Genomic DNA, 22,802 nt, shown 5'->3' with positions numbered 1-22,802 from the left:
GTCAGGCCGCCTCGGAGCCGCCGAGATAGGCGTCGCGGATGCGGGGGTCGTCCTTCAACGCGCGCGCCGGGCCGGATAGCACGATCTTGCCGGTCTGCAGCACATAGGCCTCGTGCGCGATCTCGAGCGCGAGGCTGGCGTTCTGCTCGACCATGAAGACCGAGACGCCCTCCTGGTTGATGGTGCGGATCAGCTCCAGCACGCGGTCGACGTAAAGCGGCGACAGGCCCATGGTCGGCTCGTCCATCACGATCATGCGGGGACGGCTCATCAGCGCCCGCGCCATCGCCACCATCTGCTGCTCGCCGCCGGAGAGCGAGCCGGCGCGCTGCGCCAGCCGCTGGCCGAGCTTCGGGAACAGCGTCAGCATCCTGTCGAGATCCTGCGCAATGGCGTCGCGGTCGTTGCGCACGAAGGCGCCCATCAGGATGTTCTCGCGCACGCTCATGTCGGCGAACAGCCGCCGCGCCTCCGGCACCGAGGCAATGCCGCGGCGGACGATCTGCGGCGTGGAAAGCCCGATCAGCGAGGCGCCATCGAACGTCACCTCGCCCGAGCGCGGCTTTACCAGGCCCAGGATGATCTTCATCGTGGTCGACTTGCCGCTCGCGTTGCCGCCGAGCAGGCAGACGATGTGGCGGCGCGCGACCGTGATCGACAGGTCGAAATGCACCTGGGCCTGGCCGTAGAAGGTGTTGACGTTCGACAAAGTCAGCAGTGCTTCGGGTGCGCTCGTCATGCCGCGCTCTCCTGCTCGGTCGTCCCTGACAGGCCGTGGCCGAGATAGGCCTCGATCACCTTGGGATCGGTTCGCACCTGCTCGCCCGGCCCTTCCGCGATCTTCTTGCCCTCGTCCATGACGATGACGCGGTCGGACAGGCGCATCACCATCTCCAGCTTGTGCTCGATCAGGAGGATGGTCAGCCCTTCGGCTTTCAATTCGGCGACGAGCCCCTGCATCTCCGCGGTCTCGGTCGGGTTCATGCCGGCGGTGGGCTCGTCGAGCAGCAGCAGCCGCGGCTTCAGCGCGAGGGCGCGGGCGATCTCGATGCGGCGGCGGTTGGCGTAGGAGAGGCTATACGCGGGCTGATCGATGCGCGGCAGCAGCCGCTCGCCGAAGCGGGCGAGGATGGCCTTCACCTCCTCGCGCAGCCGTTCTTCCTCGGCCTTGACGCTCGCTGGACGCAGCAAGGCCAGCCCCAATTCCAGCAGCGGCCCGATCACCGGCACCGCCGGCTTCACGGCGCGCAGCCGCGTGTGTGCGCCGATCAGGACGTTGTCCATGACGCTGAGATTGCCGAACACGCGGCCGAGCTGGAAGGTGCGCGCGATGCCCTCGGCCGCGAGCCGCTCCGGCGACAGGCCGGTGATGTCCTGGCCTTCGAAGTGCACGGTGCCGGCGTCGGGCCGGTCAAGCCCGGTGACGAGATTGAACAGCGTCGTCTTGCCGGCGCCGTTCGGGCCGATGATGCTGATCAGCTCGCCCTTGGCGAGATCGAGGTCGATGGCGTCGACCGCGGTGAGGCCGCCGAAACGGCGCGTCAGCCCGCGCAGGGACAGCATGGGGTGAAGCTGCTCCGCCATCAGATCGTCCCCAGCAGGCCCTGCGGCCTGAACCGCACGAGCAGCAAGAGAACGATGCCGTAGATCAGGATGCGATACTCCGCCGCGATCCGGAACACCTCAGGCAGGCCGACCAGCGCGACCGACCCGACGATCGCGCCGACGACGTTGCCGAGGCCGCCGAGGATGACGACCGTCAGCGCCAGGATCGATTGCTGCGTGTTGAAGGTCTCGTGGTTGATGTAGGAATAAAGATGCGCGGCGATGCCGCCGCTGACGCCGGCGGCGAAGCCGCCGAAGATGAAGGCGAGCGACTTGTAGCGGTTCAGGCTGAGGCCGTAGGCGCGCGCGGCGATGTCGTCGTCGCGGATGGCGCGAAAGCTGCGGCCGAGATGCGAGGTGAGCAGCCGCCCCTGCAGCAACGCCAGCACGACCATCACCGCAAAACTGAACCAGTAGACCGAGGACGGACTGATCAGGTCATAGCCGAACAAGGTCAGCGGCGGGATGCCGGAGATGCCGATCGGGCCGCGCGTGACGCTCTCCCAGTTCAGGATCACCAGCGACACGATCTCGCCGATCGCGAGCGTCGCGATCGAAACGTAATGCCCGCGCAGGCGAAAGGACGGCGAGATCAAGAGCGTGCCGAGCGCAGCGCTCATCAGGCCGCCGCCGATGATGGCGAGGCCGGCCGGAACGTTGAGGGTCAGCGACAGCAACGCCGACGTATAGGCGCCGATCGCGAGCAGCGCGGCATGCCCGAGCGAGACCTGGCCCATGGTGCCCGCAACCAGCGTGAGGCTGAGCGCGAGCATGCCGAGCAGCCAGGCATTGATCAGGGTCTGGAGCACGTAGAAGGACACCGGGAAGAACGGCAGCACCGCGAAGATCCCCGCTGCAACGGCCAACGCCCAGCGCGGAATGCGCAACGGGCGGCTCGGCGCGATGAAGGTGCCGGTGAGCGGCTCGGGCGGTGCCTGCCGGGGGCTGACGAACAGGCCGTTCGGCCGCAGCACCAGGACGACGACCAGCAGCAGGAAGGCGAACAGGTTGCGGTAGCTGGTGCCGAACACGGCAACGCCGTAGCTCTCGACGAGGCCCAGCAGCAAGCTGCCGATCACCGCGCCGGGCACGTTACCGGCGCCGCCGACCACTTCGGCAACGACGCCCTTCAGCGTCGCCTGCAGGCTCATCGCAGTGTCGATCTGGTTGTAGTACATGCCGACCAGCATGCCGGAGACGCCGCCGAGCGCCGCCGCGATGCCGAAGACGGCCTGATTGACGCGGTTGACGTCGACGCCCATCTGCATCGCGGCGTCGCGGTCCTGCGACGCCGCGCGCACGGCCCAGCCGAGCTTGCTGTAGCGCAGGAACACGAACAGCAAGAGCGCGCTGGTGATGCCGACGCCGGCGATGAGCAGATCGAGCGGCCCGATCGTGCCACCGCCGAGCTGGAAGCGCACGTCGGGCAGCTGGCTCGGCAGCGCGCGCGGATTGGGCGAGAAGGTCAGCATCACCAATTGATCGAGCACGAAGCTGATGCCGATGGTCGCGAGCAGCGGCGCGATGCGCACCGAGTTCTGCAGCGGTCGCAGGCCGAACCGCTCGATGACTAGGCCAACCATTGCGGCGGCCGCCGCCACCACGATGATGGTGAGCGGCAGCGGCGTATGCAGCTGCACCACCGCGACCCAGCCGATATAGGCGCCGACCAGATAGATCGAGCCTTGCGCGAAGTTGATGAGACGGCTGACGCCGAAGATGAGCGCCAGCCCGACCGCGACCAGGGCGTAGACATTGCCGATGATCAGCCCGTTGATCGTGTAGTCAAACCAGGAGGACACGCAGCGTTCCTAATGCGGGATGAAGCGGCCGGAGCGGTGCGCTCCGGCCATCAGGTCAGGTCGGCTTGCCGTCCCACAGCAAGAACTGGCCCTTGCGCACGACGAGCTCGGCGTTCATGGCGCCTTTGACGCGGCGGCTCTCGACGTCGAACGTCGCCTTTCCGAAGATGACGCTGGAGACGTCCTTCACCTTGGCGAAGGCATCGCGGATGGCGCGGCGGTCGGTGCCGCCGATCTTCACCACGGCAGCGGCCATGTTCATCGCGTCGTAGGAATAGGCGTTGAAGGCGTCGGGCTCCTGCCCGTTGTACTTGGCCTTGAAGCCGTCGATGAACTTCCTCACCTCGGGCCGCGGATCCTGCGGGAAATAGCGGGTGCCGAGATGGACGTCCTCGACCGCCTCGCCGCCGAGCTCCAGGAATTTCGGCGAGTACACCGAGCTTGCGGCGCAGATCGTCTGCTTCAGGCCGACCTGGCGGGCCTGGCGCGCGATCAGTGCGCCGTCGGAATAATAGGAGATCAGGATCAACCCGTCCGGGCTGGCATCGCGCACGCGCACCAGGGTGGAGCGGAAGTCGCGCTCCTCGGCGATGTAGCCCTCGGTGACGGCGATCTCGGCGCCGTATTCCTTGGCCGCCTTGACGAAATGATCGCGGCTGGTGCGGCCCCAATCGGTGTTGAGGTGCAGCACCGCAAGCTTCTTCAGGCCGAGCCGCCTGACGGCGTAGGACGCCAGCAGCGGCTGCTCGTCGGCCTGGCTCACGGACGTGCTCCACATGAAGTCGCCGCCCTTGGTGAAGTCGGGGTGCGAATTGGTGAAGCCGAACTGCACGAGGCCGCCGCGCTGATAGATCGGCGAGGCCGCCATCGAGGCGGGGCTGGAGAAATCGCCGAGCTCCATGACGATGCGGGGATCGGAGACGAACTTCTGGGCGATCGCCACCGACTGGCGCGGATCGCTCTGGCTGTCCTCGAACTGGTAGGCGAGCTTGCGGCCGTTGATGCCGCCGGCGGCGTGAATCTCGTCGAGCGCAAGATCAAAGCCCTGCTTCCACTGCGCGCCATATTGCGCGTTCGGTCCCGTGAGGGGGCCGCTGACGCCGAGCAGGATCGGCTCGGCGGATTGCGCAAAGGCGCTGCGCGAGAAGGCCGTGCCGGCCATCATGGCGGCGAGAGAGCCTTTGACCAGGGTACGACGATCGATGTTGCTCATGCACGGCTCCATCCATTTCAGTTGATACAAGCAGCAATTCTCGTGCCGGTGAAATTGCCTATTTCGAGGGCTCGCCGAGCGACAGCATCAGCCGGTTTGCCCAGTTGAAGAACGAGGCGCCGTTGATGACATCGACGATCTCGGCGTCGTCGAGACCGGCGCGGCGCAGCTCCGCGATATTGTCGGGCCCGAACGCGATCGGCGTGGCCGCCAGCGCCACCGAGGCCTTGACCACCGCATTCCAGCGTTCGCCGAGATCGGCGTTGACGCCTTCGTCGAGCAGGCGCTGCACGTCGTCGCGGCGCTTGGAATAGGTGCTGGCGAAGCGCGCATGCACCGAGGCGCAATAGATGCAGCCGTTGTAGCGCGAGGTGGCAGCGGCTGCGAGCTCGCGCTCGGCGCGCGGCAGGCCGTCGGCGACGTTGTAGAAGATGTCCTTGTCGGTCTTGGTGCGGGCCTCCAGCACTTCGGGATCGCGCACCAGCAGGCGGAAATATTCCGACTTGGCGCGGGAGCGGTCGACGAGGCCGGCATAGTGCCGCTCGGTCAGCTCGGCCTCGGGCAGCGGGTCGATCCACGAGACCCAGCCGAGCTCGTCCTGAGTGAAGACGACGGGCGGATTGACGGTGCTCATGATTGGGCCTCCTAGGCGCTTGCCGCGGCGAGCGTGCGCAAGCCGCTGACGACGCGCAGCTGGAACGACAGGAACGCAACGAGCTGCGAGAACGTGACGATGCCGGTGGTCGACCAGCCGGCGGCCAGCAGCGCCTTCATGTCGGCGGATGCGGCGTCGCGCGGGTGGAACACCAGGAGATGCGCATGCTCAAGCGCCGCGACAAGCCGGGCGCCGAGAACAGGCTTGCGCTCCGCGTTGACGCGATAGACCACGCCGGCCTTGTTCTCGATCGACAGCGGGCCGGCCGGATAGGCGCCGTATGGGCCCGAGGTCTTGCCGCGCTCGATCTCGGCCTTGATCGCATCAGACAGCGGCGCGCCATCCGCAGTCGCGGCAAGCTTGTCGCGGTAGAAGGCGGCGACGGGGGATTCGCCATGCAGCCCGGTCACGAAGGCGGCGACCGCGGCGCGTTCGGCGAGCGAAAAATCGCCGGCGTCGATCGGCTCGAACAGGGAGAGATAGCTCTTCTGCGCGTTCTCGCGCGCCTGCAGTCGGCGCGCGCGGATGGCATCCAGGGTGGAGCCGGGCTCGATCCCGGCGAGCGTGTCGATGATATCCTTCGGTGCCATCATTCAGCCTCGTACAACGCGATTTCATTCATTCCGGCTAGCCTGCGAGGGCAACGTCTTTGGCGGCCGTCCGGGTCCAGCCCAGCGCCGGCGCGACCTTGTCGGCGACGAGCTCGATCGAGCGCAGGACGTAAGGATGCGGCGCATCGACCGAATGCACCTGGAAGACGAGATCGGTCACCCGCTCCAGCGTGGCGTCGGTGCGGAGCGAGGCGATGACGTGGTCGGCGCCTCCGACATGGGTGTCGAACGCGGTGATCATCTCCTCCAGCGTCTCGCCCGGGGGAAGGTGTCCGCCTTTCATAAATTGCGGCAGCGCGCGGCGCAGCCCGATGTCGGCGAGGCGCAGCGCCTCGCGATGGTCGTCGGCGACGAAGACGCTGCGCGAGGCCATGATGCGCGGCTCGCAGCCCGGGGGCAGCGCGGCGAGATAGGCGTCGATGATCGGGTTCTGGATCTCGGCGAGCGTCGCGTTCGGCGCGTCCTTGGCGCGTGGCTGGGTGCGCGACAGCAAGAGGCCATCACCCTCCTTGCCGGCCCGGGCACCGCCGGCGACGGAGAACGTCGCCTGCCAGATGCGCTTGTCCAGTTGCGGCCGCTGCGGATAGAGCGTGTCGCCGCCGTCGAGCGGCTTGCCGGTCAGCGCCTTGCGGACGATCTCCAGATTGCGGGCGAAGATCTCGTTGCGCTGCGCGCTGTCGAGGCCGAAGGCGGCGAAGGCCGATGGATTGCCGCCGGTGCCGACGCCGAGCTCGAAGCGGCCGTTGCAGAGGAGATCGAGCACCGCGGCATCCTCCGCCACCCGCACCGCGTTCTCCAGCGGCAGGGTGACGATGCCGGTGCCGAGGCGGATGCGCGAGGTCTGGGCGGCGACGTAGCCGAGGAACGTGAAGGGCGACGGCAGGCCGCCCTCGCGCTCATGAAAATGATGCTGCGCGATCCACGCGGAATCGAGCCCGGCCTTTTCGGCGCGGACGATCTGCTCGGCGGCGAAGCGATAGCGGTCCGCCGCCGGCGCCTCGTCGAGCAGCCGCGTGAAGAAGCCCAGGCGTTTCAGGTTGGCAAAGCGTTTCATACGATCCCTGTCGGGCGAGGATGGGCCCCGATGATGTCGGTTGCCGCAGCTCCAGACAAGCGGGCATTGCGCAGGGCACATACGCAAGGCCCATGCGCAAGGCTCCTGCGCAAGGCTGCCCCGCCGGATCGCCCTTAACTGGACTCTGGGCGGGCAGTCTGCCTACCAGCTCGGCAGCACCGCGCCCTTGAACTTGGTCAGGACGAACTCCTTGACCTCAGGCGTGTGGTAGCTGTCGACGAGGATCTTGACCCAAGGCTTGCCCTTGTCGGCGCTGCGCACCGCGATCAGGTTGACATAGGGTCCCTTCGGGTCCTCGCGCAGGATCGGGTCCTTGACCGGATCGAGGCCCGCCTGGGTTGCATAATTGGTGTTGATCGCGGCGGCGTCGACGTCGTCGAGGGCGCGCGGGGCCTGCGCCGCATCGACCTCGATGAACTTCAGCTTCTTGGGGTTCTCGGTGATGTCGAGCACCGTCGGCTTGAAGCCCGTGCCGTCCTTCAGCTTGATCACGCCCTTGTCGCGCAGCAACAGCAGCACGCGGCCGCCATTGGTCGGGTCGTTCGGAATCGAGACCTTGCCGCCCTCGGGGATATCGCCGAACGCCTTGTGCTTCTTCGAATAGACGCCGATCGGGAAGTTCACGGTCAGGCCGACGGCTTCGATCTTGTAGCCGCGATCGGCCTTCTGGTTGTCCAGGTAAGGCTGGTTCTGAAACGAGTTGGCCTGGATCTCGCCGGCATCGAGCGCGGCGTTCGGCACCACGTAATCGGAGAATTCGAGCAGCTGGATATCGAGGCCCTGCTTGGCGGCGATCGGCTTCACGGCTTCGAGGATCTGCGCATGCGGGCCCGGCGTCACGCCGATCTTGATGGTCTCGGCCGCGGCTGCGGCGGACCATGCGGCCAGCACGGCGGAGAGAATCAGGGGAAGGCGAAACGACATCTTGGTCTCCATGGGTCTTGCGGCAACGGAACCGTATTCCCTTTTCTGCGGTGCGAAATCAATGAAATGGAAATCCATATTGGCCGCGGGTCGAGGCCAGCCTTTCTCCATTCGGCGGCAAACAGGAAACGAATGCAGAGTGCGACAAAGTGCGCGCACGTCATCCGGCGCGATCCGGGGCCACTGCCGCTTGTGGCAGATTCCCGGATTACACTTTCGTTCCATGCGCACTTGGGCCTGCGCCCTTCTCTTTGACTCCACCACGCCCGACGTGCTGAGTTAGCGCGCACTGAGCCGGTGGCGACGAGGTGGGGATCCGATGAACGAGAACGAAATTCGCAATCTGGTCGCGGAGGTGAAGCAAGGCACGCTGTCGCGGCGCTCGTTCATCAGGACAATGGCCGCAGTCGGAATCGCAGCGCCAATCGCGAGCCAGATCCTGGTCTGGCACGACGTGGCGATGGCCGACGCCACGCTGCCGTACAAGCCAGCCAAGGCCGGCGGCGGCGGCACGCTCAAGATGCTGCTGTGGCAGGCGCCCACTTTGCTCAATCCGCATTTCGCGCTCGGCACCAAGGACCAGATCGCCTCGCGCATCTTCTTCGAGCCGCTCGCCGGCTGGGACAAGGAGGGCAACCTCATCCCCTGCCTCGCCGCCGAGGCTCCGACCAAGGCGAACGGCGGCCTTGCAGCCGACGGCATGAGCGTGATCTGGAAGCTGAAGCGGGGCGTGACCTGGCATGACGGCAAGCCCTTCACCGCCGACGACGTCGTCTTCACCTGGCAATACGCCGCGGATCTCGCCACCGCGGCCTACACCACGGGCTCCTACAAGGACATCAAGGTCGAGAAGATCGACGACCACACCGTCAAGGTGATCTTCCGGGCGCCGACGCCGTTCTGGGCCGATCCGTTCGTCGGCTCGGTCGGGATGATCCTGCCAAAGCATCATTTCGGCGACTATGTCGGCGCCAAGTCGCGCGAAGCGCCGGGCAATCTGAAGCCGGTCGGCACCGGCCCGTACAAATTCGTCGAGTTCAAGCCGGGCGACATGATCCGCGCCGAACGCAATCCCGACTACCACATCAAGAACCAGCCGCATTTCGACACGGTCGAGATCAAGGGCGGCGGCGACGCGGTGTCTGCGGCGCGCGCCGTGCTGCAGACCGGCGAATACGACTTCGCCTGGAACATGCAGGTGGAGGAGGAGGTCCTCAAGCGCATGGAGGCCGGCGGCAAGGGCAAGCTCGACATCGTGCCGTCCGGCAATGTCGAGTTCATCATCCTCAACACGACGGACCCCTGGACCGAGGTCGACGGCGAGCGTTCGAACGTCAAGACCAAGCACCCGACGCTGTCCGATCCCGCCGTTCGCCGCGCGATCAATCTTCTGATCGACCGCGATTCGATCCAGAAGTTCATCTATGGACGCGCCGCCATCGCGACCGCGAGCTTCGTCAACGCGCCCAAGCAGTTCAAGTCGCCGAAGCTCAAATACGAGTTCGACATCGACAAGGCCAACAAGATCCTCGACGAGGCCGGCTGGACCAAGGGCGCGGACGGCATCCGCGAGAAGGACGGCAAGAAGCTCAAATACGTGTTCCAGACCTCCACCAACGCCCCGCGCCAGAAGACTCAGGCCATCATCAAGCAGGCGTGCCAGAAGGCCGGCATCGACATCGAGATCAAGGCGGTCACCGCCTCCGTGTTCTTCTCCTCCGACGTCGGCAATCCCGACACGTACTCGAAATTCTATGCCGACATGGAGATGTACAACACGACGCAGCCGCAGCCCGATCCGGAGCGCTTGCTGAACCAGTGCGTGTCTTGGGAGATCGCCACCAAGGACAACAAATGGCTCGGCCGCAACAATTCGCGCTATTCCGATCCCGAAGCCGACAAGGCCTACAAGGCCGCGCAGAACGAGCTCGATCCGGTCAAGCGCGCCGCGCTGCTGATGAAGGTCGACGAGATCTTCTGCGAGGCCCACGTGTTCCTGCCCCTGCTCTCGCGCCACGTCGTCAACGCCGGCGCCAACAATTTGATGATCGACATCTCCGGCTGGGACACCATCACGTGGAACCTGGCGGCGTGGTATCGGACCTAAGGGGCACGCGAGCCCGCTTATGGTTGCAGCGCAGCGCGGGCTTCAGAGCGTGACACCGAATCCCTTTCACTGTGTGCTCCAGATCACAGCGGAATCGCGCGCCATCGCCTACAAGGATCGGGCATGGCCGCAAACAAGGTAACGGCGGTACGCACGAGGCTGGGAAGACGATCAACAGCCGTAGGGTGGGCAAAGGCGCACTTGCGCCGTGCCCACCACCTGTCCGAAACAGCCACAGCAGCGTGGGCACGCTGCGCTTTGCCCACCCTACGAGATCTGAGAGGCTTCTTATGGTTGCAGCGCAGCGCGGGCTTCAGAGCGTGACACCGAATCCCTTTCACTGTGTGCTCCAGATCACAGCGGAATCGCGCGCCATCGCCTACAAGGATCGGGCATGGCCGCAAACAAGGTAACGGCGGTACGCACGAGGCTGGGAAAACGATCAACAGCTACCGACTTTGCAAAGCCGTCAGGGTGAAGAGCCCGGCGGCTTTTTCGTTTGGCTGGTTCGGAAGGATGGGTAGAGCGAAGCTAAATCCATCAATACGAACGCGGGGGCATGATGGGTTCGCAAGGGGCTCTACCCATCCTACGCACTGGCTATGAAGCACCCCCGCCCTTCTTCTCCTCGCGTTCATCTTCGATCTGACGTTCGGCTTCGAGCCAGAAGTCCAGCTCCCGATTGCTCGGCCGTCCCGCCTCCTCCCAGAGCTCATATGCGCGTGTGCGCACCTTGCCACGGCGCATCATGCGAAGCAGCTTTCGTTTCAATTCCTCGGCGAAGCTCCTGAAGCGTTGTCCGGTGGTTTCGTCCTTGACGAGCGAGGCCGCTCGCGTTGCGAGTTCGATCTGGTGCTCTAGCTTCTTCTGCTCGTCCACCGCCGAAACTGCCGTGGGTAAGGAACGTTGTCGGAGCCGTGCAGACACTAAATTCCCATCCCGGATGGTCCGTTCCTTCAGGTGTTGCGCTTTCGGAAGTGAACACCTTCGCGGCATCGCTTGAACCGACGCAGCCGGCGCCGCTAATGCCACGTCGTGTCGGCTTCGACGATCACCACTCTGATTTCAGGGTCTTCCGTCGTATTGCAGGTGCACGGCATGCCCTCGCCGCAGCGGCAGCCGCCGAGCTTCTCGCTCCAGACCCGGAGCGGGTGGTTTTCGCAGACCCATCCGAGACCCTGGCAGAATGGGCAGGTCTTGTTGGTCACAGCGTATCCGGCGTCCGCAGCGTGTTCGACTTGTCCTCGTTGCGCAGCTCCTGCTCCGCCGCGTGCCAAAATTCCTCCTCGCGCCCTTCGGGCTTGCCCGCCTGCTCCCACAATTGGTGCGCGCGTTCTCTGATCTCTTGCTCGGTCGGCTCGGACAATTGCACCTCCTGCTTGGAAGCACGGCCCCACCCTGGGGGGTATGGGGGGCTTGGAGGCGGGGCCGTGCAGGCCAGCGATCGGCGGCGAGGCTGGCCCGCGGAGTCAAGCTTCGACCATGCGCAAGGGTTCCTCCGCGTCTGATCGCGTCGGACGGAACCCGCTCCGCCCCCGCCGGCTGGGCATGGGGCCGACGATCAGCGCGGCCGCTCCTCCTCGCCGTGCTGCCGCAGGAGGTCGAGCTGGCGCCTGATCTGAGATCAGGCCGAGGCCGGCTTAGCGCGGCTTGAGCAGTTCGCGCGCGACGATCAGCTTCTGCACCTCGGTCGCACCTTCATAGATACGAAGGGCGCGGACCTCGCGATACAGGCTCTCCACGATTTCGCCCTTGCGCACGCCGCGTCCGCCGAACATCTGCACCGCGCGATCGACAACCCGCTGGGCGGTCTCGGTGGCCGCCAGCTTTGCCATCGCAGCTTCACGCGTGGTGGGAAGCTTCTGGACGTCGCGACGCCAGGCGGCGCGGTAGGTCAGCAGCGCCGCGGCGTCGGTTTCGGTCGCCATGTCTCCGAGCGCGGCCTGGGTGAGCTGCAGATCCGACAGCGTCGCCCCGAACATGCGCCGCGTTTGTGCGTGCAGTCGCGCCTCCTCCAGCGCACGTCTGGCAAAGCCCAAGGCGGCTGCAGCAACCGAAGCGCGGAAGATGTCGAGGGTCTGCATCGCGATCTTGAACCCGCCACCGGGTGCCCCGAGGCGCCGGCTGTTCGGAATGCGGCAATTGTCCAGGCGCAGCGTCGCGAGCGGATGCGGCGCGACGATGTCGATCCGCTCGGCCACGCTGAAGCCGGGGTCGTCCGGAAACACGACGAACGCCGAAATGCCGCGCGCGCCGGGCGCCTCGTCGGTTCGGGCAAACAGCGTATAGACGTCGGCGATGCCGCCGTTGGAGATCCAGGTCTTCTCGCCGTTCAGAACATAGCTGTCGCCGTCTTCGCGTGCCGCGCAGGTCATGGCCGCCACGTCGGAGCCGGCCCCCTGCTCCGAAAGCGCGAACGCGGCCAGCCATTCGCCCGAGCGGACTTTCGGCAGCACAGCGTGTCGCAGCTCCGACGAGCCCGCAAGCGCAATGGCGCCGGATCCCAGGCCCTGCATGGCAAAGGCGAAGTCGGCAAGGCCATCGGCATAGGCCAGCGTCTCACGCGACAGGCAGATCGAGCGGGAATCGATGCTGGTCACGTCGCCGTCCGGCGCCGCGACCGCGCAATCGAGCAGCCCCGCGGCACCGAGCGCCCGCACGAGCTTGCGGCAGGCGCCGTCGACGTCGCGGTGATCGACAGCCTGAACACCACCCTGTGCGACGAAACGATCGAGCGCGTCGCAGATCACACGATGACGCGGCTCGAAGAACGGCCAGTCCAGCCAGTCGCGGGAGATTGTCTGTGCCGGTGAGTTCATCGGTCGCTCCGCAAGGTCGGGGGGCCCGCCGGACGGCCGGCATGCTCCTGCCGCACCAGCGACCGCCAAGCCGTCCGCATCATCAATTATTTCAAGTATAAACTATTTCCCTGGTCGGGGCCATTGTCAAGACGTCAGGCGGGGACGATATTCGAACACCTCTTGCTTGCGGCGACACAAGCGATGAAAAGCTGACGGTTCCGTCCACATCAGCAACAGGCCTGGTCCTGTCACGCCTTGAATTTAGTTTTGGCACGAACTATTCTGCGAACTGAACGGAATTCCACTCGCTTGCAGCCCGAACGAGGCTTAGGAGATCGATTTGGCACTCGCAAAGGAGTCCTCTCCGGCCTCCAGCAGGAAGGCGACCGACGCGGAGGCCGAGTACCGGGCTCAGACAAGGCTCTGGCTTCGGCTGCTGGCCTGCACCTCCATGATCGAGAGCGAGTTGCGGCGCCGGTTTCGCGAGGAATACGACTTCACGATGCCCCGCTTCGACGTCCTCGCCCAGCTCGACCGTGAGCCGAGCGGGTTGGTCCTGGGCGAACTGCCCAAGCGCCTGATGGTGTCGGCCGGCAACCTGACCCCGATCGTCGACCGCCTCGTCGAGGATGGATACATCACCCGCACGCCCTCGCATCTGGACCGGCGCGTCCAGATCGTCTGCATGACGGTCGAAGGCCGAAAGACCTTCAGGCGGATGGCGAAGAGTCACGGCGCCTGGCTCGCCGAATTGCTCGCCGATCTTCCGATGGACCGTCTCGACGGCCTCGTCGGCGAACTCGACGACGTGAAGAGTGCCGTGAGGGACGCCCTGCAGCGGCGCGAGCGGCCCTGAGCCTCAACGCCGAATTCGAATCCCGGCAGCTTCGCGATCCCAGGTCTCCGTCGTCACGCCGGCCTGTTGCAGCGCGCCCTTCCTGATCTTGCCGTTCTCCGTCAACGGCATCTCGCTCACGATGCGAACGTAGCGTGGGATTGCGAAATAGGCGATCTGCCCCTCGCAATGCCTGATGATGTCGACAGGCTCCAGCAACTGCCCCGGCTCCAGCAAGATCGCAGCCGCGACCTCGTCTTCGCCGAGCTTGGACGGCAGCGGATAGACTGCGCACGCTGCGACCGCCGGATGGGCAAGGATGATCTGCTCGACCTCCCAGGACGACACGTTCTCGCCGCGCCGGCGGATCGAGTCCTTCATGCGATCGATGAAGCGATAATGCCCGTCGGCATCCCTGATGACGCGATCTCCGGAATGAAACCAGAGATTCCGCCAGGCTTCGACCGTCTTCTCCGCCATGCCAAAGTATCCAGTGGCGAAGGCGAACGGCTCCCTGGCGCGCAGGACGAGTTCGCCCGCCTGGCCGTCCGGCAGCTCCGAATCGTTGTCGTCGACGATCCGCGCCTCGAAGCCATCGGCCAGATAGCCCATCGTTCCCGGACGGTCGGAGGGAATTGCGCCGGCAAACACGAAATTGGTCTCGGTCGATCCATAGCCGTCGACCAGCGTCACGCCGAACCGCTCGAGGAACGGCCGGTGGATCTGCGGCGGCACGCCTCCGCCCAAGGCGACGCGGAGGCCATGCGCATGATCGTCCTCCTTGCGAGGCTGAGCCAGCAGCATGGATGCCATGGCGCCGAGCAAGTAACCTACGCTTGCATTGTGGAGGCGCGCGGCGGCCCAGAAGCGGGACGCGGAGAATTTTTGCTCCAGCACGTAAGTGCAACCGTTCAGCAGCGCCTGATAGAATGCGTTGAGCGCGTTGGTGTGGAACAGCGGCAAGGTCGTGAACAGCACGTCGCCCTCGCGGATGCCGAGCGCCCGCGCCGAGCAGATGCCCCACCAGAACAGCTGCGCTTGGGGACAGCACACGCCCTTGGCCGGCCCCGTGGTGCCGGATGTGTAGAGGATGGCAACGGTGTCTCCCGGCCGCACGGCACCGGGCGGCGCCATGGATGCGAGCGCGGGCAGCGGCATGGATCCCTTCGCCGTCCCCTCCGCGACCTGATCGATGGTCCACACCAGCGTCGGCAGGCCGGCCTCGATGCCTATCGTCTCGATTGCGTCCAGAAATCCGGCCTCGACGATGAGGAGCGCAGGGCGCGAGTTGCGGAAGATGTGGGCGAGCTGGAGGCCACGCAGCGCCGTGTTGATCGGCACCGCGATGGCGCCGAGCCAGGCGCAGCCGAGACAGACCTGAAGAAACTCGGGCCGGTTCGAGCACATCAAGGCGACCCGGTCTCCCGGTTTGATGCCGGCCTCGATCAACGTCTGCGCCGATGCAGCGGCAATCGCCGCAGTCTGCGCATAGGTCCAGCGTGCCTGCCCCGCAACCAGCAGGATACGATCGCCGTAGCGGCGCGCTTGTTTGACGAGGATGGTCGAAAGCACGCGATCGGACGGGGGAAACAACTCGACCGCACGTGCCCAGGCCGGCGTATCCTGCTCCTGCCCGGCGTCATCCCGCATGCAATGCTCCGTCATCCGGCCCGAATGGCCTGCCCGAGATCAAGGCAGGAGCTTGTACTTACCGTCCTCGATCTGGACGAGGACGCGCGAACGTGCGTCGACACCATGACGATCCGCCGGCGTGAAATTGTAGACGGCTTGCGTGCCTACGACTTCCTTGGTGGCGAACAAGGCCTGGCGCAGCGCGCTGCGGAATTCCGGCGAACCCGGCTTGGCCCCGGTCGCCAACGCGCGCTTGGCAGCATCGACGAAGACGACCCAGCCATCGAACGAGTAGGAGGAGAATCCGTCCGTCGGCTGCTCGCCGTTCGCCTTCTCGTAGGCGGCCCGGTAGGCCAGGGCGACCTTCTGGATGGGATTGCTCGGCGGCAGCTGCTCGGCCGCGATCACCGGCCCGGTGGGGCAGATGATGCCATTGGCGGCCTTGCCGGCGAGACGAAGGAAGTCGGCGCTGATCATTCCGTTGTTGCCGTAGAGCGGCCCCTTGTAGCCACGCTCGGACAAGGCAATGGCGGGCAGCGCGCCCGGCGTTCCGGTGCCGCCGAGCATGATGGCATCGGGCCTCGCCGCCAAGGCACGCAGCACCTGCGCCGTCACCGACGAATCGGATCGGGCATAGCGTTCGTTGGCGATGACCTTGATTTCTGCCGCCTTGGCGCTCTGCGACAACGAATCGTACAGGAGATCGCCGAGCGCATCCGAGAATCCAATGAAGGCGACCGTCTTCAGCCCGCGCGCCTTCATGTGGTCGACGATGCCCTGGACCAGCAGCGGCATCGGTTGGGGTGTCTGAACGACCCAAGGGCCGCCTTCGCCGGCCGGAACGGACGCGATCGGGGAGACCGCGATCATCGGCACCTGCATCTCGATCGCGGCGGTGGCCATCGCCAGCGTCTGCGGCGCGCCCGACGTCCCGATCAGGACGTCGACCTTCTCCTGCTCGACGAGCTTGCGCGCGTTGCGCGCCGAAGCGGTTGCATCGGAGGCATCGTCGAGCTGGATGAGGCGCACCTTTTCGCCGCCGATCTCGCCGACATAGGCCTCTCCCGCAGCGATCCCCTTTGCGTTGGGAATGCCGATCGAGGATACCGGCCCGCTGAGGCCGGTGACGAAGCCGACGAGAATATCGGCTTGCGCGCAGCACGGAGCCGCCAGAAGGACCAGCGCTGAACCCAGCAGTGATTTCATCGAAGTCATGGCACCTGTCATTGGTGGTTTGGATGCGTTAATTCCGGCAAGCCGTACGCGCATGTCACGTGGACGAAACCAGCGCGATCACGCGCAGCGGACTGCCCGAGCCGTTCTGGATCTTCAGCGGGGAGGCGACGATGATCGCGCCAGTCGCAGGAAGCTGATCCAGGTTGCACAGGCATTGCAGGCCGTAGCGGCCCGCGCCGTGGAGGAAATGATGCGCCGGATAGGGCGGCTCGAAATGCCCCGCCTGTCCTGCATCGGTGCCGATCGTCTCGGTGCCGAAACCGATGATGCCGCGCTCCTCCACCAGCCATTTCATCACAGCTGCATTCGGACCCGGCGTGTGCGCCCCGTCGTCCCGGAGGTTCGAATAATCGCGCCAGCCCTTCTTCGACCAATCGGTCCGCAGCAGCACCCACTGGCGGGCCGGAATTCGGCCGTGCTCGGCTTCCCAGGCCTCGACGATCGGCACCGTGAGCACGAAGTCCGGATCCTGAGCGGCCTGCGCGGAGCAATCGATGACGCAGGCGGGCGCGATCATGTCCTTGGCCGGCATGGTATCGACCGCATTGTTGGCGAGGTCCTTGCCGGTGAACCAGTGTATCGGCGCGTCGAAATGCGTGCCGGTATGCTCGCCGAAAGTCACGTTGTTCCAATACCAGGCCGGGCCGCGTGCGTCATAGCGCGAGATCTCCTGGATGCGCACCGGCGCCGCCTGGCCGAATTCGGGCGGCAGCACGATCACGGGAAAGTCGGGGCTGAGCGTGAAGCTCAGGTCGATGACGCGCACCGCATCCGAAGCGATCGCGCCCGCGAGATCCAGGAGAGCCTTGCCGTGCATTGTCGCGTCCTCCAGCTTGGTCGAAAGGGGCTGACTTACCGGTCGAGCTCGCGCTCGAGCGCTTTCGGATTGGCCGCCAGACGCTGCCGAATCTCCTGGGCGACGTCTCCGACATACATTTCCTCGAGTCCGCCCCTGAGCCCGGCCACGACCGCCTGCGCGATGGCCCGCGGCGCCACCTTCGGCGGCGGCACGGTCTGAAACCACTCCGTGTCGACGGGCCCCGTGAAGACGTTCATCAACTTGATGCCGCCGGGCCGAAGCTCGGCGCGAAGACAATGCGAGAGCGACAGGCAGGCGGCTTGCGAAGCCGAGTAAGCACCGAAGGCGGGCCAGTTCGCCAACGCGTGGACGGACAGGATGTTGACCCAGGCCACGCTGTTGTTGATGCCGTCCGCTCCCCGCATCCGCATCGCGGGTCCGAAGGCCTGTGCGAGATTGATGAAGCCGAGATAAGCCTGATCGATCTCGTCGCGCGCGATGCTCGTGCCCTTGCGGTCCAACAAGCCGCCGGGCCTCACATAATCGATCGTATTCACGAGGATGTCGACCTTGCCGCCGATGTCGGCGGCGAGATCACCGGTCGATTTTTCATCGGCGGCGTCGAGGGGTAAGAGCTCGATGCCCTCCTGCCCGCGCAGCAGCTCTTCGCCGGCAAACGGCCGCCACGGCTCGGCGATGCCCACGAACACGGTCTTTGTCCCCGCGGCCTTCAACGCCAAGGCGACCTCCCGCCCGGCGGCACTGCGGCCGCTGGTCACGAGCACGCGCCGAAACCTGGGATCGGCAGTCATTTCGCGCCACTGCCTGTCGTCAGCCATGTTGGGCGTCTCCCCTTCGGGTCGGGCAAAGGCCACCGCCTGACCGCTCTTGTCGAGCTGAAACGACATGCGGACGGGAGCACCCTCGATGCAATCGGCATGAAGATGCGCCACGACGGTCGGGCCACAATCCATCTTGACGAGGCCGACGCGCCAGGGCGCCCGCTCCCGGAAATAGACGTCACTCGGCACGTGCGCCGTGGTGTGCGCCAGCAGCACACCGCGCGCCGGCGCGTCGACGAACGCAAGCGCGGCGGACAGGCATGACGGGCACGCCTCGCGCGCCGGATAGGTGAAGGTGCCGCAGCCCTCGCAGCGCTGGAGCATGAAGCGCCCTTCGGCGGCAGCACGCGTAAAGCCGTGCGAGGTCCTGCTGCGGGCGCGCGGCGGCGCGGTCGGCAGGCGCGTCCGCAGCAGCGGGTTCTTGCGTCGAGGCGGTTCAATCGGATCGATCATCGCGAAGGCCCGGCAAAGATCGCGGCACCGGAGGCAAGTCCGCGGTCATAATTGATCATACCGAAGCCGGACGCCAGGCCGAGACTCGCATCCCTGACCTGAGTCGGACCCGCAATTCCCAGGACCTGCCGCAGCCCTTCGACGAGACCGAGATAGGCGCCGGCTGCTCCGGCCTGTCCGACCGAGAGTTGACCGCCCGACGTGTTGTGCGGAAAGTCACCGTCGATGGTGAGATCGTGCTGGCGGACGAACTCGGCCCCCTCGCCCTTCTCGCAAAAGCCGAGATCCTCGAACTGCATCATCGAGATGACGGGATAGTCGTCGTAGGTCTGGACGATGTCGAGATCGTCGGGCTTGACGCCGGCCATCGCATAGAGCTCACCGACGTCCATCGCCCAGCCGCCACGAACCTGCATCGGATCATCGGCAAAGGCATTGTGCCGCTCGATCGTCGACAGCAGTTTTGCCGCGGGTAGTCGCAGCGAAGCGGCGGTGTCCTCCCGCATCACGAGGAATGCCTCGGCGCCGGCGCAAGGCATCACGCAGTCGAACAGATGAATGGGATCGGAAATGGGGCGCGCGGCGAGGTACTGCTCGATCGACAGCGCCGTCTTCATCAGCGCGTGCGGATTGCGCAAGGCGTTCGTGCGCTGGGCAACCGCGATCCTGCCGACGTCCTCACGGCTCACTCCGAAGGTCCGCATGTAGTTGCGGGCGATGAGAGCGAAGCTCGAATTCGCGCCGCCCGCGCCGTAAGGATAGACCGCATCCTGGTTGAAGCGGGAGAAATTCTCGAGCGTCAAGCGGAAGGAATCGACGTGGTTGGTGTCGCCGGCGACGCACGCAACGATGTCGGCATCGCGCGCCTGAACCGCGCGGGCCGCCTTTCGCACCGCCGCGATGGCGCTGGCGCCGCCGAGCGGAATCGTATCGAGCCATCGCACGCACAGTCCGAAATGCTGCGTCAGGCCGATCCCGCTGTCCGTCCCCAGGGTGAAGCTGGAGACGCACAATCCGTCGATGTCGGAAGGCCTGATGCCCGCCTGCGCAACGAGTGCGCTCAAGGCGCGGCCGATCCACCATTGAGCGCTGTCGATCGAATAGCGCACATAGGGTATCGTGACGGGGGCCGCCATCACGATGCCGTCGTAGGGTGTGCGAAGCGAGAGCGTCAACGATCGTCCGCCTTGTCCATTCGCCTCAGATCACCGTCAGCTTCACGTCGATATTGCCGCGTGTTGCGTTCGAATAGGGGCAGCGTTCGTGCGCGCCGGCAACGACGGCTTCCGCCACCGATCGCTCCACGCCGGGCAGATCGACCTTCAATTCGACGGCCAGCGCGTATCCGACGGACACCGGTCCCATCGCCACCTTTGCCGTGACCGAGGGCTCCGCAGACGGCACCACCTTCCTGGTGCGCGCCACAAGCTTGACCGCACCGAGGAAACAGGCGGCATAACCCGCCGCAAAAAGCTGCTCCGGATTGGTTCCCTCACCGCCGGGGCCGCCGAGCGATTTCGGCACCGACAGCGACACCGACAGCAGGCCATCCGCGCTCGCGGCCTTGCCGTCGCGGCCGCCGGTCGCGGTGACTTCGGTGTCGTACAGGATCTTCTCGGGCGTCATCATGTTGGTCTTCTCCAAACGTGCTAGCTGGCTCTAACGTCGGTTGCGCGCGAGCAGCGCGCGGAAATCGTCGCGGGCAAGCGCGCTGGCGCGCCTGAAGCTCGGACCCCGGCTCGGCTCGGTTCCGTTGAGACGCCTGAGCTGCACCCACATCTCGGCGCTCTTCAGCGCCACCGCCGCGCAATTGACCACCGGGGCGTGCCCGACCTTGAGACCGTGCTCCCGCCCGATCAACAGACCCGGCAGCACGCCAGCAGGTATCACGACGTCGGCACCGCGCTCGACGAGCGGCAACGCACAGGCGACGAAATCCTCGATCATGCGGGCGTGCGCGGCTTGATCGCCGGCGAAGGCATCTGCGAAATCCTCTGGCTTGCAGCCGAGGCCCGTGACGTGAACGACGCGACCGCCGAGGCCGTAACGTTCGGCCTGCTCATAGTGCCAGACCTCGAAAACGGGATCGAGCGTGACGAGGCCGAGCCGCCGACCAAGCTGCGAGGCAGCAAGCAGCGTCGCCTCGCCGGCTCCGATCACGGGAATATCGAGCGTTGCGCGCAGCTCGTACAGACCGGGATCCTGGAAGTGGCCCATGACGAATGCATCGAAGCCCTGCTCTTCCGCCGCGATGCCGTTGTCGATGGCCTGAACGGCGCAGCGCAATTCGGCGAGCCGGCCAAATTCGCGATCCGGCGGTGATATGCCTTCGACATGGACCGTCGTGCCCGATGCCGCGATGCTGTTGAGGTACTCCGACAGCCGCGCCATGTAAGGCGCGTTCACGCTCGCATCAACGAAGCTCTGCCAGAAGATGCGCATCGTCTCTTCCTCACCGGACCGCCGGCCCTAATATTTCAATCACAAACTAATTTGCGCGTCAAATGTGTGCGGCGCACCCAAGGAAGCGGGCTGGCACGCCGCAGCCGTCACTGCCGGTTTTGTCGTTCGCATCGCCCAAGAATCCGCCGCTAACTGCCGGAATTGTATGCATCAGCATTTTTTTGCAGAGAGCCGCCGGGCGCTGTTGACGGGCTCGCCGGATATACTTTAGGCTTTAACTAATTCCTGCCGCTCTGGCGGCGTAACGATGATGTTGCAGGACACCGCTCTTGAGCGACTCGATCGTGTGGGCAGTCTTCCGAGCTGAACGATGGGCAGCAATGTCCTGTGCAGGGCTGCGCGGCCCCGCCCTAAATGTTGAGACGCCCGCGATACACCAGGCGAGGTCGCCCGGCGGTGAGCGCCTCCGTCCACGGGCAGTGGCATGACGCCGCCGCCAACCAGGCGAAATCTTCATATTCGCGCCGACCTCCGGCGCCGCAATAGCGCTTCCGATTGCCGTCAGTCCCGACTGAGGTCCGGCGGCTTCCCGTCATTCGCACGCGTATCAAAGCAGGAGAAGGCAATGCGCAAGACCCTGGCCTTAGTGGCAGTTGCAGTTGGAATCACCGTCGCGCCGGCGGCGCGGGCCGACATCACCATCGGCTTCGTCACCTCGTTGAGCGGCAACGGCTCCTCGATCGGCATCCCCTATGGGCGCGGCATCAACGCCGCCTACGAGTACCAGAAATCGGTCAACGGCGAGGCCGTCCGCCTGATCCAGCTCGACGACGGGTCCGATCCCTCGGCGGCGACGCGCAACGCGCGCAAGCTCGTGGAGGAGGAGAAGGTCGACCTGCTGATCGGCACCGCAACGGCGCCCTCGACGATCGCGATGGCGGCCGTCGCGAGCGAACTGAAGGTGCCGATGATCGCGGTCTCACCGATCGTCAAGCTGCCCGACACGCCGGAGCAATGGGTGGTCTCGGTGCCGCAGCCAGCTTCGCTGCTCGTCAAGATCATCGCTGATCGCATGAAGCGCGATGGCATGAAGAACATCGGCTATATCGGCTTCTCGGATGCGTGGGGCGACCTCGTCTACAACGGCGCCAAGGCGGCGGAATCGGCCGACGGCATCAAGATCCAGACCAACGAACGCTATGCCCGCACCGACACCTCAGTCACCGCGCAGATCCTCAAGGTCATGGCCGCCCGGCCCGACGCCGTGCTCGATGGCGGTTCCGGCACGCAAGGCGCACTGCCTCTGCTCAGCCTTGCCGAGCGCGGCTTCAAAGGAAATACCTACGGTACGGTGGCGCTGGTCAATCCGGATTTCGTCAACGTGGGCGGCAAGGCGGCCGAGGGGATTCAGGTCTCGGCGGGGCCCGTGATCGTCGCCGAACAGCTTCCCGACGAGCATTTTGCCAAGAAGATCGCGCTGGATTTCCGCAGCGTCTACCAGAAGACCCACAACATTCCGACCACCGACGGCTTCTCGGCCTATTCCTTCGACGCCTGGCTGATCTTCGCCAACGCGGCCGAGCGCGCGCTCAAGTCGGCAAAGCCGGGGACGATCGAATTCCGCGCCGCACTCCGGGATGCCATCCTCAGCACCAAGGAGCTGCCGGGGGTGCATGCCGTCTACAATTTCAAGCAAGGCGCCGCGACGGGCGTCGACGAGCGCTCCCTCGTCGTCGTCCGGCTGACCGGCGGCGCCTGGAAGTACGTGCCGTAAGAAAACGATCGGCCATCAACAGGGGAACAGCGGCT

General features: G+C 65.5%; 22 protein-coding genes. 3 read left to right on the top strand and 19 right to left on the bottom strand.

The annotated features are described in order from the left end of the window. Position 1: 1 nt before the first annotated feature. The 8 genes from XI05_RS05360 to XI05_RS05325 all read right to left on the bottom strand — a co-directional run bounded on the left by XI05_RS05360 (position 2) and on the right by XI05_RS05325 (position 7,897). On the bottom strand, positions 2-739 hold the full coding sequence (locus XI05_RS05360) for an ABC transporter ATP-binding protein (protein WP_271499441.1): 738 nt from the start codon (positions 737-739) through the stop codon (positions 2-4). After that, complete coding sequence (locus XI05_RS05355; RefSeq protein ID WP_271499438.1) at positions 736-1,584, bottom strand: ABC transporter ATP-binding protein; 849 nt, start codon at positions 1,582-1,584, stop codon at positions 736-738. Before XI05_RS05355 ends, XI05_RS05360 begins: the two co-directional genes overlap by 4 nt. Then, on the bottom strand, positions 1,584-3,407 hold the full coding sequence (locus XI05_RS05350) for an ABC transporter permease (RefSeq protein WP_271499436.1): 1,824 nt from the start codon (positions 3,405-3,407) through the stop codon (positions 1,584-1,586). Before XI05_RS05350 ends, XI05_RS05355 begins: the two co-directional genes overlap by 1 nt. 55 nt (positions 3,408-3,462) lie before the next feature. Beyond that, positions 3,463-4,620 (bottom strand): ABC transporter substrate-binding protein, encoded by a 1,158-nt coding sequence (locus XI05_RS05345; protein WP_271499434.1) that lies wholly within the window; start codon positions 4,618-4,620, stop codon positions 3,463-3,465. Positions 4,621-4,678: 58 nt separating this feature from the next. Further along, entirely contained in the window at positions 4,679-5,254 is a 576-nt protein-coding gene (locus XI05_RS05340; RefSeq protein ID WP_271499430.1) for an alkylhydroperoxidase domain protein, read from the bottom strand. Positions 5,255-5,265: 11 nt separating this feature from the next. Then, complete coding sequence (locus XI05_RS05335; RefSeq protein ID WP_271500571.1) at positions 5,266-5,865, bottom strand: CMD domain protein; 600 nt, start codon at positions 5,863-5,865, stop codon at positions 5,266-5,268. Positions 5,866-5,902: 37 nt separating this feature from the next. Next, positions 5,903-6,940, bottom strand: coding sequence for a putative FMN-dependent luciferase-like monooxygenase (locus XI05_RS05330; RefSeq protein WP_271499427.1), 1,038 nt, complete (start codon positions 6,938-6,940; stop codon positions 5,903-5,905). Between the two features lie 162 nt (positions 6,941-7,102). Then, the gene (locus XI05_RS05325) at positions 7,103-7,897 is read right to left on the bottom strand and encodes a MetQ/NlpA family ABC transporter substrate-binding protein (RefSeq protein WP_271499424.1); all 795 of its coding nucleotides are present in this window, start codon (positions 7,895-7,897) and stop codon (positions 7,103-7,105) included. A 307-nt stretch (positions 7,898-8,204) separates the two neighbouring features. Here XI05_RS05325 and XI05_RS05320 point away from each other — a divergent pair, with 307 nt between their 5' ends. Next, the gene (locus XI05_RS05320) at positions 8,205-9,992 is read left to right on the top strand and encodes a peptide ABC transporter substrate-binding protein (protein ID WP_271499421.1); all 1,788 of its coding nucleotides are present in this window, start codon (positions 8,205-8,207) and stop codon (positions 9,990-9,992) included. Between the two features lie 600 nt (positions 9,993-10,592). Here XI05_RS05320 and XI05_RS05315 read toward each other — a convergent pair. The 4 genes from XI05_RS05315 to XI05_RS05300 all read right to left on the bottom strand — a co-directional run bounded on the left by XI05_RS05315 (position 10,593) and on the right by XI05_RS05300 (position 12,811). After that, complete coding sequence (locus tag XI05_RS05315) at positions 10,593-10,871, bottom strand: DUF2934 domain-containing protein (RefSeq protein ID WP_271499418.1); 279 nt, start codon at positions 10,869-10,871, stop codon at positions 10,593-10,595. A gap of 143 nt (positions 10,872-11,014) precedes the next feature. After that, on the bottom strand, positions 11,015-11,200 hold the full coding sequence (locus tag XI05_RS05310) for a hypothetical protein (RefSeq protein ID WP_212254414.1): 186 nt from the start codon (positions 11,198-11,200) through the stop codon (positions 11,015-11,017). After that, a complete protein-coding gene (locus XI05_RS05305; RefSeq protein ID WP_081493716.1) occupies positions 11,197-11,358 on the bottom strand; it encodes a DUF2934 domain-containing protein in 162 nt (53 codons plus the stop codon). The genes XI05_RS05310 and XI05_RS05305 overlap by 4 nt, the downstream gene beginning before the upstream one ends. Before the next feature lie 274 nt (positions 11,359-11,632). Beyond that, positions 11,633-12,811, bottom strand: coding sequence for an acyl-CoA dehydrogenase family protein (locus XI05_RS05300; protein ID WP_271499415.1), 1,179 nt, complete (start codon positions 12,809-12,811; stop codon positions 11,633-11,635). Between the two features lie 322 nt (positions 12,812-13,133). Here XI05_RS05300 and XI05_RS05295 point away from each other — a divergent pair, with 322 nt between their 5' ends. Then, the gene (locus XI05_RS05295; RefSeq protein WP_271499412.1) at positions 13,134-13,649 is read left to right on the top strand and encodes a MarR family winged helix-turn-helix transcriptional regulator; all 516 of its coding nucleotides are present in this window, start codon (positions 13,134-13,136) and stop codon (positions 13,647-13,649) included. Between the two features lie 3 nt (positions 13,650-13,652). On the opposite strand, the gene XI05_RS05290 is transcribed toward XI05_RS05295, so the two are convergent. The 7 genes from XI05_RS05290 to XI05_RS05260 are packed head-to-tail and all read right to left on the bottom strand — an operon-like array spanning position 13,653 to position 21,032. Beyond that, a complete protein-coding gene (locus XI05_RS05290) occupies positions 13,653-15,278 on the bottom strand; it encodes an ATP-dependent acyl-CoA ligase (protein ID WP_271499410.1) in 1,626 nt (541 codons plus the stop codon). Positions 15,279-15,317: 39 nt separating this feature from the next. After that, complete coding sequence (locus XI05_RS05285) at positions 15,318-16,475, bottom strand: ABC transporter substrate-binding protein (RefSeq protein WP_271499408.1); 1,158 nt, start codon at positions 16,473-16,475, stop codon at positions 15,318-15,320. A gap of 55 nt (positions 16,476-16,530) precedes the next feature. Then, complete coding sequence (locus XI05_RS05280; RefSeq protein ID WP_271499405.1) at positions 16,531-17,313, bottom strand: cyclase family protein; 783 nt, start codon at positions 17,311-17,313, stop codon at positions 16,531-16,533. A 35-nt stretch (positions 17,314-17,348) separates the two neighbouring features. Further along, positions 17,349-18,590 carry an SDR family NAD(P)-dependent oxidoreductase gene (locus XI05_RS05275; RefSeq protein ID WP_271499402.1) on the bottom strand — a complete coding sequence of 414 codons (1,242 nt, stop codon included), beginning with the start codon at positions 18,588-18,590 and terminating at the stop codon, positions 17,349-17,351. Then, positions 18,587-19,765: a thiolase family protein gene (locus tag XI05_RS05270; protein ID WP_271499399.1), complete on the bottom strand. Its 1,179-nt coding sequence runs from the start codon at positions 19,763-19,765 to the stop codon at positions 18,587-18,589. The genes XI05_RS05275 and XI05_RS05270 overlap by 4 nt, the downstream gene beginning before the upstream one ends. Before the next feature lie 25 nt (positions 19,766-19,790). Next, entirely contained in the window at positions 19,791-20,219 is a 429-nt protein-coding gene (locus XI05_RS05265) for an organic hydroperoxide resistance protein (protein WP_333939818.1), read from the bottom strand. A 30-nt stretch (positions 20,220-20,249) separates the two neighbouring features. After that, the gene (locus tag XI05_RS05260; protein ID WP_271499396.1) at positions 20,250-21,032 is read right to left on the bottom strand and encodes an aspartate/glutamate racemase family protein; all 783 of its coding nucleotides are present in this window, start codon (positions 21,030-21,032) and stop codon (positions 20,250-20,252) included. Between the two features lie 586 nt (positions 21,033-21,618). On the opposite strand from XI05_RS05260, the gene XI05_RS05255 reads away from it, so the two are divergent. Next, a complete protein-coding gene (locus tag XI05_RS05255; RefSeq protein ID WP_271499393.1) occupies positions 21,619-22,767 on the top strand; it encodes an ABC transporter substrate-binding protein in 1,149 nt (382 codons plus the stop codon). The last annotated feature ends 35 nt before the right edge of the window (positions 22,768-22,802 follow it).

Source organism: Bradyrhizobium sp. CCBAU 11357 (assembly GCF_028128865.1).
Classification (GTDB): domain Bacteria; phylum Pseudomonadota; class Alphaproteobacteria; order Rhizobiales; family Xanthobacteraceae; genus Bradyrhizobium.
Note: the sequence above shows the minus strand (reverse complement) of the source record. Positions and strands in the feature narration are given on the sequence as shown.